The sequence below is a fragment of the Ideonella sp. FW305-24 genome, from assembly GCF_058788035.1.
On the sequence record NZ_JBYTAI010000026.1, the window covers coordinates 1 to 16,934 of the forward strand.

A 16,934-nucleotide genomic window follows, 5' to 3' on the forward strand; every position below is an offset into this window, starting at 1 on the left:
GTCTTGCCATGGTCCACGTGACCAATCGTGCCCACGTTCACGTGCGGCTTGGTCCGTTCAAACTTGCCTTTTGCCATTTCGTATTCTCCAGAGAAAGAACAATTGCCCGTGTCGGTTTAGGGTCTCCAGCACTGGCTGCCACGGGCAGCTTGCCAACCCGCGTTGTACGCGGGCGCCGAAGACCAAAATCTGCGAAACACTCGCCGCCCTAAACCCAGCGACTGCCGCGGATCTGGCTCTGCCAGTCCGCCAGCAGTGCCCCCTTGAAGGGGGCGGCCGCCAGGCCGTAGGGGGTGAGCCTTACTTCGCGCGCGAGGTGATGATGGCGTCGGCGACGTTCTTCGGGGCTTCCGAATAGTGCTTGAACTCCATCGTGTACGTGGCGCGGCCTTGCGACATCGAGCGCAGCGTGGTCGAGTAGCCGAACATTTCCGACAGCGGCACTTCGGCCTTGATGACCTTGCCGCCGCCGACCATGTCGTCCATGCCCTGCACCATGCCGCGACGGCTGGACAGGTCGCCCATCACGTTGCCGGCGTAGTCCTCAGGCGTCTCGACTTCCACGGCCATCATCGGCTCCAGGATGACAGGCGAAGCCTTGCGCATGCCGTCCTTGAAGCCCATGGATGCGGCCATCTTGAACGCGTTTTCGTTCGAGTCCACTTCGTGGTACGAACCGAAGGTCAGCGTGACCTTCACGTCCACCACCGGGAAGCCGGCCAGCACGCCGTTTGGCAGCGTGTCGATCAGGCCCTTTTCCACCGCGGGGATGAACTCGCGCGGCACCACGCCGCCCTTGATGGCGTCCACGAACTCGAAGCCCTTGCCCGGCTCTTGCGGCTCGACCTTCAGCACGACATGGCCGTACTGGCCCTTGCCGCCGGACTGGCGCACGAACTTGCCTTCGACGTCTTCCACCGACTTGCGGATGGTTTCGCGGTAGGCCACCTGCGGCTTGCCCACGTTGGCTTCCACGCCGAATTCGCGCTTCATGCGGTCGACGATGATTTCCAGGTGCAGCTCGCCCATGCCGGAAATGATGGTCTGGCCCGACTCTTCGTCGGTGCGCACGCGGAAAGAAGGATCTTCTGCAGCCAGGCGGCCCAGCGCGATGCCCATCTTTTCCTGGTCAGCCTTGGTCTTGGGCTCGACAGCCTGCGAGATCACCGGCTCCGGGAAGACCATCTTTTCCAGCGTGATGATGGCTTCAGGGTCGCACAGGGTTTCACCCGTGGTGACGTCCTTCAAGCCCACGCAGGCGGCGATGTCGCCGGCCAGAATTTCCTTGATTTCTTCACGCTGGTTGGCGTGCATCTGCAAGATCCGGCCAATGCGCTCTTTCTTGCCCTTGATCGGGTTGTAGACCGTCGCGCCGGAAGCCAGCACGCCGGAATACACACGAACGAAGGTCAGCTGGCCGACAAACGGGTCGGTCATCAGCTTGAAGGCCAGGGCGGCAAACTTGGCTTCGTCGGTGCGTTCGCGCGTGGTCGGCTGGTCGTCGTCGTCGGTGCCCGGGACCGGCGGAATGTCCGCAGGCGACGGCATGAAGTCGATCACGCCATCCAGCATGCGCTGCACGCCCTTGTTCTTGAAAGCGGTGCCGCAGAACATCGGCTGGATTTCAGCAGCGATGGTGCGGGTGCGGATGGCCGACTTGATCTCTTCCTCGGTCAGGTCACCCGTCTCGAGGTACTTGTTCATCAGCTCTTCAGTGGCTTCGGCTGCAGCCTCGACCATCTTCTCGCGCCACTCTTGAGCCAGCTCCACCAAGTCGGCGGGGATGTCTTCGTAGCTGAACTTCATGCCCTGGGAGGCTTCGTCCCAGAAGATGGCCTTCATCTTGATGAGGTCAACCACGCCCTTGAAGTTTTCTTCGGCACCGATCGGAATCACGATGGGCACCGGGTTGGCCTTCAGACGCGCCTTCATCTGGTCCACGACCTTGAAGAAGTTCGCACCGGTGCGGTCCATCTTGTTCACGAAGGCCAGACGCGGCACGTGGTACTTGTTGGCCTGGCGCCAGACGGTTTCCGACTGCGGCTGCACGCCACCCACGGCGCAATAGACCATGCAGGCACCGTCGAGCACGCGCATCGAACGTTCGACTTCAATCGTGAAGTCCACGTGTCCGGGGGTGTCGATGATGTTGATGCGGTGTTCCGGCAGGGACAGGTCCATGCCCTTCCAGAAACAGGTCGTCGCAGCGGAGGTGATCGTGATGCCACGCTCCTGCTCCTGCTCCATCCAGTCCATCGTGGCGGCGCCGTCGTGCACTTCACCGATCTTGTGGTTCACACCGGTATAGAACAGGATGCGCTCAGTCGTCGTGGTCTTGCCAGCGTCGATGTGAGCCGAGATACCGATGTTGCGGTAGCGCTCGATGGGGGTCTTGCGAGCCATGGTGACACTCCAAATGCGAAGAGCCGCCCGGGGTTGGTGACAACCCTAGGCGGCCAAAAGGACAGGGTTTAGAAGCGGAAGTGCGAGAAGGCCTTGTTGGCTTCTGCCATGCGGTGCACTTCGTCACGCTTCTTCATCGCGCCGCCACGGCCTTCAGAGGCCTCCAGCAGCTCATTGGCCAGACGCGCAGCCATCGACTTCTCACCGCGCTTGCGTGCCGATTCCTTCAGCCAGCGCATGGCCAGGGCCATCCGGCGAACAGGGCGAACTTCCACGGGAACTTGGTAGTTCGCACCGCCCACGCGGCGGGACTTGACTTCCACCATCGGTTTGACGTTGTTGAGCGCGACCATGAAGACCTCCAGCGGGTCCTTCTTGGCCTTGTTCTCAACCTGCTCGAGGGCACCGTAAATGATGCGCTCCGCAACGGCCTTCTTGCCCGACTCCATGATCACGTTCATGAACTTGGACAGGTCCACCGAACCGAACTTCGGATCAGGCAGGATGTCCCGCTTGGGGACTTCGCGACGACGAGGCATTTCTCTCTTCCTTCATCTTCAGTTGGTGCCGGAACATTCCCGCACCGCGAAAGACCATGAACCGCTCTGCGGCAGATCTCTCACTTACTCGGTCCAGCCACTCGACATGAGGACTGACCGCAACTTCACATCCTGAGGCCCTGCGGCCGGACATGACAACTTTTCCAAAAGCCCTTGCGGACCGCTTTGGACTTATTTGCTCTTCGGGCGCTTCGCGCCGTACTTGGAACGCGACTGCTTGCGATCCTTGACACCTTGCAGGTCAAGCGAGCCACGCACGATGTGGTAGCGCACGCCTGGCAAGTCCTTGACCCGGCCGCCGCGCACGAGCACAACGCTGTGCTCTTGCAGGTTGTGGCCTTCACCGCCGATGTACGAGATGACCTCGAAACCGTTGGTCAGGCGAACCTTGGCGACCTTCCGCAGTGCCGAGTTCGGCTTCTTCGGGGTCGTGGTGTAGACGCGGGTGCAGACACCACGGCGTTGCGGGCAATTCTGCATTGCCGGCGACTTCGACTTCGTGACTTCGGCCTGACGGCCTTGGCGCACGAGCTGGTTGATGGTTGGCATGGGTAACTTGTTCCCGTTTGAAGTTACATGAAAAACGTCTTTTCGGCAGACCTCGAACAAGCCCATCACGGCTCACCGAAGATCGCAAACACTGGCTTGCGCTGACCTTGCGCAAGTTGCGGCAACGCCAAAGCACGGCAGTTTTCCGCCGAAAAGCCCTCGATTATAGTAAGCCGCTCCTTTTCCCGCAAGGCGCTTGGCATTCGACTTCGCTGCCGCCGCCAGCAGCCCATGAACGCAAGTGCCCACTCTCCCGATTTTCCACGTGCACTGGTGATCGACACGCAGTCCATCCTGGACTGGCAGCTGTTCGGCAATCCCCTTTGCACCGACTGGCAAGCCGAGCTGCAGCCCACGCGCTGGACCTGGCTGGCCACCACGGCGATGCGCGACGAGCTGTCGCACGTGCTGGACCGCTTCACCGCACGCGGTCTGGCGCCGACCTGGCCGGGCACGGCCACAAGCGTGCTGGCGCATTTCGACCAGCACGTGCAGCTGCAACCCATGCCGGTGCTGCCGCTGGGCACACCACGCTGCACCGACCGTGACGATCAGAAATTCATCGACCTGGCGATTGCCACCGGCGCGCTGCTGCTGAGCCGCGACAAGGCAGTGCTGAAGCTCAGGAAGCGCGCAGCGCTGCTTGGGGCCGAGATCCAGCCACCCACAGCCTGGCCGCCCAGCCAGGTCTGAAACGGCCCGCTGAATAAAATAGGGCGACCCTTGTGGGTCGCCCTTTTGCATCGCGCCAGGCCGAAGAAGCCCGGCGCTTCGTCGCTTTAGTCCGCGCTGCCTTCGGCGGGCGCTTGCGCGTCCAGGCTGGCCAGCTGGGCCGAGGCCAGCTCTTCGGCTTCCTGCATCGCGATGGCGCGGCGCTCGGTGTCGTCCATCTCTTCCTTGGCCTTGCGGGCCAGGTGGAAGGCCATGCCGGTGCCCGCGGGGATCAGGCGGCCGACGATGACGTTTTCCTTCAGGCCGCGCAGCTCGTCGCGCTTGCCCATGATGGCCGCTTCGGTCAGCACGCGGGTGGTTTCCTGGAAGGATGCCGCGGAGATGAACGAGTCGGTCGACAGCGAGGCCTTGGTGATGCCCAGCAGCACGTCGGCATAAGTCGCCGGCAGCTTGTCTTCACGCTGCAGCCGTTCGTTGGTGTTGAACAGCTCCGAACGTTCGACCTGCTCGCCAACGATGTAGTTCGAGTCGCCCGAGTTGGTGATCTGCACACGACGCAGCATCTGGCGAACGATCACCTCGATGTGCTTGTCGTTGATCTTCACACCTTGCAGGCGATACACGTCCTGGACTTCGTCGACGATGTAGCGCGCCAGTTCCTCGACACCCAGCAGGCGCAGGATGTCCTGCGGATCCGCCGAGCCGTCGACGATCAATTCGCCGCGGTTCACCACCTGGCCTTCGTGCACCAGGATGTTCTTTTCCTTGGGCACCAGCTCTTCGTAGACCTGGCCTTCCGGATCGGTGATCTGCAGGCGAACCTTGCCCTTGGTTTCCTTGCCGAACGACACCGTGCCGGTGCGCTCTGCCAGGGTGCCAACGTCCTTCGGCGAACGCGCCTCGAACAGCTCGGCCACCCGCGGCAGACCGCCGGTGATGTCCCGCGTCTTCTGGCCTTCGACCGGAATGCGCGCCAGCACTTCGCCAGGGGCGAGGTCCTGGCCGTCGCGGATCTGCACCAGCGAGCCGACCGGGAAGCCGATGGTCACCGAGTGATCGGTGCCAGGGATCTTCACTTCCTGGCCCAGCGCGTCCAGCAGCTTGACCTGCGGCCGGATGACCTTGGCAGCGCCGCGGCGCTTCGGGTCGATGACCACCAGCGTCGACAGGCCGGTCACTTCGTCCAGCTGCTTGGCCACCGTCACGCCTTCTTCGACGTTCTCGAACTTCGCCTTGCCGGCGAATTCCGTGATGATCGGGCGGGTCAGCGGGTCCCAGTTGCCCAGCACCGTGCCAGCCTTGAGCTGCTGGTCGGCCTTGACGTTCAGGATCGCGCCGTACGGCACCTTGTGGCGCTCACGCTCGCGGCCATGCTGGTCGGAGATGACGATTTCGCCGGAACGCGAAATCACCACCAGCTCGCCCTTGCTGTTGGTCACGTAGCGCATCGTGGCGTTGAAACCGATGAAACCATCGGACTTCGCATCCACGCTGGAAGCCACCGCCGCACGCGAGGCCGCGCCGCCGATGTGGAAGGTCCGCATCGTCAGCTGCGTGCCCGGCTCGCCGATGGACTGCGCGGCAATCACGCCCACCGCTTCACCGGTGTTCACCAGGCCACCGCGGCCGAGGTCACGGCCGTAGCAGCTGGCGCACAGGCCGTAGCGGGTTTCGCAGGTCAGCGGGGTGCGGACCTTGACTTCGTCCACGCCAGCGGCTTCGAGCACGTCCAGCAGGTCTTCGTCCAGCATCGTGCCGGCCGGCAGCACCATTTCCTGGGTCTCAGGATGGGTGACCTCGATCGCGCAGACGCGGCCCAGGATGCGGTCGCGCAGCGATTCGATCACTTCGCCGCCTTCGACCAGCGCACGCATCGCGAAGCCGTTTTCGGTGCCGCAATCGGTCTCGGTCACGACCAGGTCCTGCGTCACGTCGACCAGGCGACGCGTCAGGTAGCCGGAGTTCGCGGTCTTCAGCGCCGTGTCCGCCAGGCCCTTGCGGGCGCCGTGGGTGGAGATGAAGTACTGCAGAACGTTCAGGCCTTCGCGGAAGTTCGCGGTGATCGGCGTCTCGATGATGGAGCCATCAGGCTTGGCCATCAGGCCCCGCATGCCCGCCAGCTGGCGGATCTGCGCGGCAGAGCCCCGGGCACCGGAGTCGGCCATCATGTAGATGGAGTTGAACGACTCGGTGTCGACTTCCTTGCCGTGACGGTCGATGACCTTCTGCTTGGACAGCTGGCTCATCATGACCTTGCCGACTTCGTCGCCGGTCTTGCCCCAGATGTCCACCACCTTGTTGTAGCGCTCGCCAGCCGTCACCAGGCCGGAGACGTACTGCTGTTCGATCTCCTTGACTTCCTTCTCGGCGCGCTCGATCAGCGCTGCCTTTTGCGGCGGCACCAGCATGTCGTCGATCGCGATCGAGATGCCGGCGCGCGTGGCCAAGCGGAAGCCCGACTGCAGCAGCTTGTCGGCGAACACGACCGTTTCCTTCAGACCGCACTTGCGGAACGAAGTGTTGATCAGGCGCGAGATCTCTTTCTTCTTCAACGCCTTGTTGATGTTCGAGAAGGCCAGGCCCTTGGGCAGGATCTCGGACAGCAGCGCACGGCCCACCGTGGTGTCGACCAGCTTGGTTTCAGGCTGGAACACACCTTCGGCGTCCTTGGTCCACTCGACCAGGCGGACCGAGATCTTGGCGGTGATCTCGACGGCCGCGTTGTCCAGCGCGCGCTGGAGTTCCACGGTGTCGGAGAAGATCATGCCTTCGCCCTTGCCGTTGATGCGCTCGCGGGTGGCGTAGTACAGGCCCAGCACCACGTCTTGCGACGGCACGATGGACGGCTCGCCCGAAGCCGGGAACAGCACGTTGTTCGAAGCCAGCATCAGCGCGCGCGCTTCCATCTGGGCTTCGATCGACAGCGGCACGTGCACGGCCATCTGGTCACCGTCGAAGTCGGCGTTGAACGCCGCGCAAACGAGAGGGTGCAGCTGGATCGCCTTGCCTTCGATCAGCACCGGCTCGAACGCCTGGATGCCCAGGCGGTGCAGCGTCGGCGCACGGTTCAGCATGACCGGGTGTTCCTTGATGACTTCTTCAAGGATGTCCCAGACCACCGGCGTGCCGCTCTCGACTTCCTTCTTCGCCGCCTTGATGGTGGTGGCGATGCCCATCGCCTCCAGTCGGCTGAAGATGAAAGGCTTGAACAATTCGAGGGCCATCAGCTTGGGCAGGCCGCACTGGTGCAGCTTGAGCGTCGGGCCCACGGTGATCACCGAACGACCGGAGTAGTCGACGCGCTTGCCCAGCAGGTTCTGCCGGAAGCGGCCCGACTTGCCCTTGATCATGTCGGCCAGCGACTTCAGGGCGCGCTTGTTCGCACCCGTCATCGCCTTGCCGCGGCGGCCGTTGTCCAGCAGCGAGTCGACTGCCTCCTGCAGCATGCGCTTTTCGTTGCGCACGATGATCTCGGGGGCCTTCAGCTCCAGCAGACGCGCCAACCGGTTGTTCCGGTTGATGACGCGGCGGTACAGGTCGTTCAGGTCGGAGGTCGCGAAGCGGCCGCCGTCCAGCGGCACCAGCGGACGCAGGTCCGGCGGCAGCACCGGCAGCACGTCCATCACCATCCAGTGCGGCTTGATGCCCGACTTCTTGAAGGCTTCCATCACCTTCAGGCGCTTGGAATTCTTCTTGACCTTCAGCTCGCTGCCGGTCATGTCGTTGCGCAGCTTGTCGATCTCGACGTCGAGGTCCATCTCGGCCAGCAGCTTCTGGATGCCTTCGGCTCCCATCAGCGCGACGAACTCGTCACCGAACTCGACGCGCTTGGCCTCGAAGTCGTCCTCGCTCATGATCGAGAACTTCTTCAGCGGCGTCATGCCCGGGTCCACGACCACGTAGGCTTCGAAGTACAACACGCGTTCGATGTCGCGCAGCGTCATGTCGAGCACCAGGCCCAGACGCGACGGCAGCGACTTCAGGAACCAGATGTGCGCGCACGGCGCCGCCAGGTCGATGTGACCCATGCGGTCACGGCGAACCTTGGTCTGCGTGACTTCAACGCCGCACTTCTCGCAGATCACACCGCGGTGCTTCAGGCGCTTGTACTTGCCGCACAGGCACTCGTAGTCCTTGATCGGGCCAAAGATCTTGGCGCAAAACAGGCCATCACGTTCCGGCTTGAAGGTCCGGTAGTTGATGGTCTCGGGCTTCTTCACTTCACCGAAGGACCACGAGCGAATCTTCTCGGGCGAGGCAAGCCCGATCCGGATCGCGTCGAAGTGCTCGTCGGGGGTGAACTGCTTGAACAGGTCCAGCAAACCCTTCATTGATTTCTCCTAGTAGTCAGTTTGAAGACCGGGCCGCCATGCAGGCCAGCCCGGTCCCGCAAGGTCATCAGTTGCGCTCGAGCTCGATGTCGATGCCGAGCGAACGAATTTCCTTGACCAGCACGTTGAACGACTCCGGCATGCCGGCGTCAATCGCGTGCTCACCCTTGACGATGTTCTCGTAGACCTTGGTGCGGCCGTTCACGTCGTCGGACTTCACGGTCAGCATTTCCTGCAGCACGTAAGCGGCGCCATAGGCTTCCAGTGCCCACACTTCCATTTCGCCGAAGCGCTGGCCACCGAACTGGGCCTTGCCGCCCAGCGGCTGCTGGGTGACCAGGCTGTACGGGCCGGTCGAACGGGCGTGCATCTTGTCGTCCACCAAGTGGTGCAGCTTCAGCACGTGCATGTAGCCCACCGTGGTCGGGCGCTCGAACTGGTCGCCGGTGCGGCCGTCGTGCAGCCAGGCCTGGGTGCGCGTGTCGGTCAGCCCCTTGCGGGCGGCGATGTCGTCCGGGTAGGCCAGCTTCAGCATGCGGCGGATTTCTTCTTCCTTCGCACCGTCGAACACCGGCGTCGCGAACGGCACGCCCTTGGTCAGCTCCTGCGCCATCTCGACCACTTCCTTGTCGGAGAGGTCTTCGATGTGCTCGACCTTGCCGCCGGACTTGTTGTACAGCTCGTCGAAGAACTTGCGCAGCTCGGCCACCTTGGCCTCGTGCTGCAGCATGTCGCCGATGCGCTGGCCAATGCCCTTGCCGGCCCAGCCCAGGTGGACTTCCAGCACCTGACCCACGTTCATCCGCGAGGGCACGCCCAGCGGATTCAGCACGATGTCGGCAGGCGTGCCGTCGGCCATGTAGGGCATGTCTTCGATCGGAGTGATCTTGGACACGACGCCCTTGTTGCCGTGACGGCCGGCCATCTTGTCGCCAGGCTGCAGGCGGCGCTTGACGGCCAGGTAGACCTTGACCATCTTCAGCACGCCAGCGGGCAGCTCGTCGCCCTGGGTCAGCTTCTTGCGCTTCTCTTCGAAAGCCAGGTCGAAGCTGTGACGGGTCTGCTCCAGCGAGTTCTTGATCGACTCGAGCTGGTTGGCGACTTCGTCTTCCGCCGGGCGCACGTCGAACCAGTGGTACTTGTCGATGCCAGCCAGGTAGGCCTTGTCGATCGTCGTGCCCTTGGCCAGCTTTTGCGGGCCACCGTTGGCGATGCGGCCGTTCAGCAGCTTCTCGATCCGGTCGAAAGCGTCCAGCTCGACGATGCGCAGCTGGTCGTTCAGGTCCAGGCGGAAACGCTTCAGCTCATCGTCGATGATCTGCTGGGCGCGCTTGTCGCGCTGGATGCCTTCACGGGTGAAGACCTGCACGTCGATCACGGTGCCGTTGGTGCCCTGGTCCACGCGCAGCGAGGTGTCCTTCACGTCGGACGCCTTCTCGCCGAAGATCGCGCGCAGCAGCTTTTCTTCCGGCGTCAGCGTGGTCTCGCCCTTGGGCGTGACCTTGCCAACCAGCACGTCGCCTGGCGTCACTTCGGCGCCGACATAGACGATGCCCGACTCGTCCAGGCGAGCCAGTTGCTGCTCGCTCAGGTTCGGGATGTCGCGCGTGATTTCTTCCGAGCCCAGCTTGGTGTCGCGGGCCATCACCACCAGTTCCTCGATGTGGATCGAGGTGTAGCGGTCTTCGGCGACGACGCGTTCGCTGATCAGGATCGAGTCTTCGAAGTTGTAGCCGTTCCAGGGCATGAACGCGACCAGCATGTTCTGGCCCAGGGCCAGTTCACCCAGGTCGGTCGACGCGCCGTCGGCCACCACGTCGCCAGCCGCCACCTGGTCACCGCGGCGCACGATGGCGCGTTGGTGGATGTTGGTGTTCTGGTTCGAGCGCTGGTACTTGATCAGGTTGTAGATGTCCACGCCGACTTCGCCCGCCAGGGTTTCGTCGTCGTTGACACGGATCACCACGCGGTTGGTGTCGACATAGTCGACCACGCCGCCACGGCGCGCCGTGACCACCGTGCCCGAGTCGACCGCAGCGACGCGCTCGACACCGGTACCGACCAGCGCCTTTTCAGGGCGCAGCACCGGCACCGCCTGGCGCTGCATGTTGGCGCCCATCAGCGCGCGGTTCGCATCGTCGTGCTCGAGGAACGGCACCAGCGAGGCTGCCACCGACACGATCTGCGTCGGCGCCACGTCCATGTACTGGATGCGTTCCGGCGAGGTCAGCACCGATTCGCCGTTTTCACGGGCCGAGACCAGCTCATCGGTCAGCGTGCCTTCCTTGTCCAGCGTCGCGTTCGCCTGGGCAATGACGTACTTGCCTTCTTCGATGGCCGACAGGTAATCGATCTGCATCGTCACCTTGCCGTCGTTCACGCGGCGATACGGCGTCTCCAGGAAGCCGTATTCGTTGAGCTGCGCGTACAGGGCCAGCGAGTTGATCAGGCCGATGTTCGGGCCTTCCGGCGTTTCGATCGGGCAGACACGGCCGTAGTGGGTCGGGTGCACGTCGCGCACTTCGAAGCCGGCACGCTCGCGGGTCAAACCGCCCGGGCCCAGTGCGGAAACACGACGCTTGTGCGTGATTTCCGAGAGCGGGTTGGTCTGGTCCATGAACTGCGACAGCTGCGACGCACCGAAGAACTCCTTCAGCGCCGCGGAGATCGGCTTGGAGTTGATCAGGTCGTGCGGCATCAGGGCTTCGGTCTCGGCCTGGCCGAGGCGTTCCTTGACGGCCTTCTCGATCCGCGCGAGACCCGAGCGATACTGGTTCTCGGCCAGTTCGCCCACGCAACGCACACGCCGATTGCCCAGGTGGTCGATGTCATCGACTTCGCCGCGACCATTGCGCAACTCGACCAGGATCTTCACGACGTAGATGATGTCCTCGTTGGACAGCGTCATCGGGCCTTCCGGCACGTCGCGGCCCACGCGGGCGTTGAACTTCATCCGGCCCACGCGCGACAGATCGTAGGTGTCGGCGTTGTAGAACAAGCGCTGGAACAGTGCTTCCACCGCGTCTTCGGTCGGCGGCTCGCCGGGGCGCATCATGCGGTAGATCGCCACGCGCGCGGCCAGCTGGTCGGCGGTTTCGTCCAGGCTCAGCGTCTGGCTGATGTAGGCGCCCTGGTCCAGTTCATTGGTGAACAGGCACTGCAGGTCCTTGATGCCGGCGCCGCGCAGCTTCTTCAGCAGCGATTCGGTCAGCTCGTCATTGGCCTTCGCAATGATCTCGCCGGTGTCCGGGTCGACCATGTTGCGGGCGACCACGCGGCCCACCAGAAAGTCTTCCGGCACCGAGATGAAGTTGGTGCCGGTCTGCTCCAGCTGGCGCGCATGGCGCGCGGTGATGCGCTTGTCCTTCTCGACAATGACGTTGCCGTCCTTGTCGGTGATGTCGAAGCGCGCCACTTCGCCCTTCAGGCGCTCAGGCACGAACTCCAGCTGTGCGCCGGTGTCCATCAGGCGGAAGCTGTCGTTGTCGAAGAAGTGCGCCAGGATCGCTTCCGGGTTCAGGCCGATGGCCTTCAGCAGGATCGTCACCGGCATCTTGCGGCGGCGGTCGACACGGAAGTACAGGATGTCCTTCGGGTCGAACTCGAAGTCCAGCCACGAGCCGCGGTAAGGAATGATCCGCGCGCTGAACAGCAGCTTGCCCGACGAGTGCGTCTTGCCCTTGTCGTGTTCGAAGAACACGCCAGGCGAGCGGTGCAGCTGCGAGACGATGACACGTTCGGTGCCATTGACGATGAAGGAGCCGTAGTCGGTCATCAGGGGCACTTCGCCCATGTAGACCTCCTGCTCCTTGATCTCCTTGACCACCTTCGCCGGATGCGACTCGCGGTCATAGATGATCATCTGCAGCTTGGCACGCACGGCCGCTGCATAGGTCAGCCCGCGCTGCTGGCATTCGCGCGTGTCGAAGGCCGGTCGCGCGATGTTGAATTCGATGAACTTCATCTCCACGAACCCGTTGTGCGAAACAATCGGGAACGCGGACAGGAACGCCGCCTGCAAACCTTCAGGTTTGCGCTGTTGCGGCGGCACTTCCTTCTGCAGGAAGGCGACGTAGGATTCCCGCTGCATGGTGAGCAGGTAGGGGACGTTGAGAACGCTCTCACGCTTGCCGAAGCTCTTGCGAATTCGCTTGCGCTCGGTGTAGCTGTAGGGGGTTGCTTGCGCCATTGAACACTCCGTATCGGGCACCCGCCGGCCTAGCGGGGAACCTCGTCGGCGACTGGCTTTTGCAGGCGGATTTCCCGGGCGGGAAGCCTGAAAGCTTGGTGGTTGGCCACTACCAACCGCTGGCGGACAACCCCGGCATTGCACCGGAGCCCGACCAAACCTGGTTCTTCTGCAGTCGGATCAGAGAACACTTGGAATAACCGGCCATTATTGCGCAGGTCATTTCAGCTGTCCTCGGCAGGGTCAATGCCCGCCGACGCCCGCCTTCCGCGCGCTTGCGCAGAAAACACAAAAGGCCGGGAGCCCTTTCGGACCCCCAGCCCCTTGCTGCGAAGGTGAATTACTTCACTTCGGCCTTGGCGCCGGCTTCCACCAGCTTCTTGACAGCGGCTTCGGCGTCGGCCTTCGGCACGGCTTCCTTCACGTTCTTCGGAGCGCCGTCGACCAGGTCCTTGGCTTCCTTCAGGCCCAGGCCCGTCAGTTCGCGCACGGCCTTGATGACCTGCACCTTTTGGGCGCCGGCTTCCAGCAGCACGACGTTGAATTCGGTCTTCTCTTCGACCACGGCGGCAGCGCCACCAGCGCCACCAGCGGCCGGAGCGGCCATCGAAGCGGCGGACACGCCAAACTTCTCTTCAATCGCCTTGACCAGGTCGTTCAGTTCCATCACGGACATGCTGTCCAGGGCGGTCAGGAAGGCGTCTTTATCGAATGCCATTTGAGTTACCTCGTATTCAATGATTCAGTGTAGGGATCGGCTGCGGCGCTCAGGCGGCAGCTTCTTCGGCAGGCGCAGCGTCAGCCGGAGCTTCCGCGCCAGCGCCCTTTTGCTCGGCCAATGCGGCCACCACGGCAGCAATGCGCTGCACCGGCGACTTCAGCAAGCCAGCGATCTGCGACAGCAGGACTTCCTTGCTGGGGATCGCAGCCAGGGCCTTCACGCCGTCGGCGTTCAGGACCTTGCCTGCATAGGCGCCGGCCTTGATGACCAGCTTGTCGTTGCCCTTGGCAAAGTCAGCGATGACTTTGGCCGCGGCGACAGCATCTTCCGAAAAGCCGTAGATCAGCGGACCGACCATGCTCTCCGTGACCACCTCGAACGGGGTACCGGCGACGGCGCGACGGGCCAGGGTGTTCTTCACGACGTGAAGGTACACACCCTTGGCACGCGCATCGACGCGCAGCTTGTTCAGGTTTTCCACGGTGAGGCCACGGTACTCGGCCAACGCCAGGGTCTGGGACTTGGCGACTTGCGCTGCCACTTCCTCGACCACGGCCGCCTTCTCGTTGCGGTTGAGACTCAAGGTCTACTCCTCACAAAAACGTGTCTGCAAGTCTTGCGACCCGTTCGACACACCAGGATTGCAGCGACCTAACCGATTCCGAGAGACGCTCCATACACTGGAACCTCCATCTTCACGGCGGGGACGCCATCTGCGCTGGTGCTTGCCGGGCAGGCCCGGTTCGCGATTAAGGCTGGGCATCGAAACACCCCACCACCAGCGGTCTTGGATGGCCTGCGGCGGTTGCCCGCCTCAGCCCACCAATGTCAGACCAGCGCGTCAAGACAGCCGCGCCGGCCTTGATTCAATGCTGCTTCAGGCAGCCGGGGCCGTGGCCGCGGCAACCGAGGCGATTTCGACGCGGGCGCCGACGCCCATGGTCGAAGACACCGCGACCTTGCGCAGGTACACGCCCTTGGACGCGGCCGGCTTGGCCTTGTTCAGTGCATCCAGCAGCGCGGCCAGGTTGCCCACCAGCTTGTCGTCGTCGAACGAGCGACGGCCGATGGTGCCGTGGATGATGCCGCCCTTGTCAACGCGGAACTGCACCTGACCAGCCTTGGCGTTGCGCACCGCCGTGGCGACGTCCGGCGTCACGGTGCCGACCTTCGGGTTCGGCATCAGGCCGCGCGGGCCCAGGATCTGGCCCAGCGTACCGACCACGCGCATCGTGTCCGGCGAAGCGATCACGACGTCGAAGTTGATGTTGCCGGCCTTGACCTGCTCGGCCAGGTCTTCCATGCCCACCACGTCGGCGCCAGCGGCGCGGGCTTCGTCAGCCTTGGCACCTTGGGCGAACACGGCGACACGCTTGGTCTTGCCGGTGCCGTTGGGCAGCACGACGGCGCCACGCACGACCTGGTCAGACTTCTTCGGGTCAATGCCCAGCTGCACGGCCACGTCGATGGATTCATCGAACTTGGCGGTGGCTGCGCTCTTCACCAGCGTCAGTGCTTCGCCGATCGCGTACAGCTTCAGGCTGTCGACCTTGCCTTGCAGGGTCTTGGCTTTTTTGGTCAGCTTGGCCATTTACACACCCTCCACGATCACGCCCATCGAACGGGCAGAGCCGGCGATGGTCTTCACTGCAGCGTCCATGTCAGCCGCCGTCAGGTCTTTTTGCTTGGTCTTGGCGATCTCTTCCAGCTGGGCGCGGGTGATTTTGCCAACCTTGTTCAGGTGCGGCTTGTCCGAACCCTTGCCCAGGCCGATGGCCTTCTTGATCAGCACGGTCGCCGGGGGCGACTTCAGCACGAAGGTGAAGGACTTGTCGGCAAACGCGGTGATGACCACCGGCAGCATCAGGCCAGGTTCCATGCCGGAGGTCTGGGCGTTGAACGCCTTGCAGAACTCCATGATGTTCAGGCCGCGCTGGCCCAGTGCCGGGCCGACGGGCGGCGACGGGTTGGCCTTGCCGGCCGGGATTTGCAGCTTGATGAAGCCGACGATCTTCTTTGCCATGAATGGCTCCTTTCGAGTTCAAGCGCCTTGGGAGTGACCCCTTGGCTCCTCGCTGATGACCCGGAACGACAAAAACCGCTGGCGCCGGGCCAAGCCCGCCAGCGGTCAGAGATTCAAACTTTCTCGACTTGCGAGAAATCCAGCTCGACGCCCGTGGCGCGACCGAAGATCGTGACCGAGACCTTGACCTTGGACTTCTCGTAGTTGACTTCTTCGACAGCGCCGTTGAAGTCGGTGAACGGGCCTTCCTTGACCCGCACCAGCTCGCCAACTTCCCACTCGACCTTGGGCCGGGGTTTCTCGATGCCTTCTTGCATCTGGTTGACGATCTTCATGACCTCGGCCTCCGAGATCGGTGCCGGGCGATTGCGCGCGCCGCCGACAAAGCCGGTGACCTTGCTGGTGTGCTTGACCAAGTGCCAGGACTCATCGTCCATCAGCATCTCGACCAGCACATAACCCGGGAAGAATCGGCGCTCGGTGACCGACTTCTTGCCATTCTTCAGCTCGACCACTTCTTCGGTCGGCACCAGGATGCGGCCAAACTTGGACTGCATGCCGGCGCGGTCGATCCGCTCGCGCAGATTGCGCTCCACGGCCTTTTCCATGCCCGAATAGGCATGGACGACGTACCAGCGCTGGCCGGAGGCTGCCGGCGAAGCGGGCGTTGCGTCGTTTGCGATGGAATCGCTCATGCTCTGTGGACCTCTTTTGTGTGCACCAGGAATCAGTGCTTCCAGCCCAGGATCAGGTCGTACAGCACCCACTCCAGGGATTTGTCGGTCAGCCACAGGAACAGCGCCATCAGGATGACAAAGGCAAACACGTAGCCCGTCATCTGCGCTGCTTCCTTCGGGGCCGGCCAGACGACCTTCTTGACCTCGCGAACCGACTCGCGGCCGTAGGCGATCAGCTGCTTGCCACTTTCGGAGGTGAAAAACAGGCCCACCGCGACCGCCAGGCCCACCAGCAGCGCAATCACGCGCAGCCACATCGGCTGTTGGTTCAGCAGGTAAAACGCCACGACCGAACCGACGACCAGCACTGCGACAGCGGCCAGCTTGGCCTTGTCAGCGCCGGTGGAGAGGGTTTCGACTTGGGAAGGGGTGGACATTGCTTTCAACTTGCGATCCGGGTGACGGGCCGGTAAAACCTGCGACAAGGGCTCGAACACCCGGCGCCCAACAGCAGCAAAGCCCGCCGGGCACAAGGCCTGCGGGCTGGCTGATCAGGCCTTGGACCAGACCGGCAACTCAGACCTGAGCGCCGATGCTGGCAGGGGCAGTAGGAATCGAACCTACAACCTTCGGTTTTGGAGACCGACGCTCTGCCAATTGAGCTATACCCCTGTGGCCTTCAACTTGCTCGATTACTCGATGATCTTGGCAACCACGCCGGCGCCGACGGTACGGCCACCTTCACGGATGGCGAAGCGCAGGCCTTCTTCCATCGCGATCGGGGCGATCAGCTTGACGGTGATGCTGAC

Annotated in this window: 13 protein-coding genes, 1 tRNA gene and 1 pseudogene; 1 reads left to right on the forward strand and 14 read right to left on the reverse strand. The window is 63.1% G+C overall.

Features of this window, described 5'->3' with window-relative positions:
- From AC3WR5_RS33040 to rpsL, 4 genes and pseudogenes are all read right to left on the reverse strand, one after another.
- A pseudogene (locus AC3WR5_RS33040) lies at positions 1–77 on the reverse strand (GTP-binding protein); the annotation flags it as partial.
- 223 nt (positions 78–300) lie between these two features.
- Positions 301–2,403, reverse strand: coding sequence for an elongation factor G (fusA, locus tag AC3WR5_RS33045; protein ID WP_141284856.1), 2,103 nt, complete (start codon positions 2,401–2,403; stop codon positions 301–303).
- Between the two features lie 68 nt (positions 2,404–2,471).
- Complete coding sequence (gene rpsG / locus AC3WR5_RS33050) at positions 2,472–2,942, reverse strand: 30S ribosomal protein S7 (RefSeq protein WP_141284858.1); 471 nt, start codon at positions 2,940–2,942, stop codon at positions 2,472–2,474.
- A 192-nt stretch (positions 2,943–3,134) separates the two neighbouring features.
- Positions 3,135–3,512, reverse strand: coding sequence for a 30S ribosomal protein S12 (gene rpsL, locus AC3WR5_RS33055; RefSeq protein ID WP_141284880.1), 378 nt, complete (start codon positions 3,510–3,512; stop codon positions 3,135–3,137).
- Positions 3,513–3,743: 231 nt separating this feature from the next.
- Here rpsL and AC3WR5_RS33060 point away from each other — a divergent pair, with 231 nt between their 5' ends.
- Complete coding sequence (locus AC3WR5_RS33060) at positions 3,744–4,205, forward strand: PIN domain-containing protein (RefSeq protein ID WP_492490044.1); 462 nt, start codon at positions 3,744–3,746, stop codon at positions 4,203–4,205.
- A gap of 86 nt (positions 4,206–4,291) precedes the next feature.
- Here AC3WR5_RS33060 and rpoC read toward each other — a convergent pair whose 3' ends face one another.
- From rpoC to AC3WR5_RS33110, 10 genes are all read right to left on the reverse strand, one after another.
- Complete coding sequence (rpoC, locus tag AC3WR5_RS33065) at positions 4,292–8,515, reverse strand: DNA-directed RNA polymerase subunit beta' (RefSeq protein WP_141284862.1); 4,224 nt, start codon at positions 8,513–8,515, stop codon at positions 4,292–4,294.
- A 67-nt stretch (positions 8,516–8,582) separates the two neighbouring features.
- Entirely contained in the window at positions 8,583–12,704 is a 4,122-nt protein-coding gene (gene rpoB / locus AC3WR5_RS33070) for a DNA-directed RNA polymerase subunit beta (RefSeq protein WP_141284864.1), read from the reverse strand.
- Between the two features lie 340 nt (positions 12,705–13,044).
- Positions 13,045–13,422, reverse strand: a complete 378-nt coding sequence (gene rplL, locus AC3WR5_RS33075; protein WP_141284866.1) for a 50S ribosomal protein L7/L12 — start codon at positions 13,420–13,422, stop codon at positions 13,045–13,047.
- A gap of 49 nt (positions 13,423–13,471) precedes the next feature.
- Positions 13,472–14,008, reverse strand: a complete 537-nt coding sequence (gene rplJ, locus AC3WR5_RS33080) for a 50S ribosomal protein L10 (RefSeq protein ID WP_141284868.1) — start codon at positions 14,006–14,008, stop codon at positions 13,472–13,474.
- Positions 14,009–14,302: 294 nt separating this feature from the next.
- Positions 14,303–15,016 carry a 50S ribosomal protein L1 gene (gene rplA, locus AC3WR5_RS33085; protein ID WP_141284870.1) on the reverse strand — a complete coding sequence of 238 codons (714 nt, stop codon included), beginning with the start codon at positions 15,014–15,016 and terminating at the stop codon, positions 14,303–14,305.
- A complete protein-coding gene (gene rplK, locus AC3WR5_RS33090; RefSeq protein WP_141284872.1) occupies positions 15,017–15,448 on the reverse strand; it encodes a 50S ribosomal protein L11 in 432 nt (143 codons plus the stop codon). It lies immediately after the preceding gene.
- Between the two features lie 113 nt (positions 15,449–15,561).
- Complete coding sequence (gene nusG, locus AC3WR5_RS33095) at positions 15,562–16,143, reverse strand: transcription termination/antitermination protein NusG (RefSeq protein WP_141284874.1); 582 nt, start codon at positions 16,141–16,143, stop codon at positions 15,562–15,564.
- Positions 16,144–16,175: 32 nt separating this feature from the next.
- Complete coding sequence (gene secE / locus AC3WR5_RS33100; protein ID WP_141284876.1) at positions 16,176–16,562, reverse strand: preprotein translocase subunit SecE; 387 nt, start codon at positions 16,560–16,562, stop codon at positions 16,176–16,178.
- Positions 16,563–16,721: 159 nt separating this feature from the next.
- Positions 16,722–16,797 (reverse strand) — tRNA-Trp (locus AC3WR5_RS33105).
- A 20-nt stretch (positions 16,798–16,817) separates the two neighbouring features.
- The coding region (locus tag AC3WR5_RS33110; protein WP_080380372.1) for an EF-Tu C-terminal domain-related protein at positions 16,818–16,934 on the reverse strand (117 nt) is incomplete at its 5' end.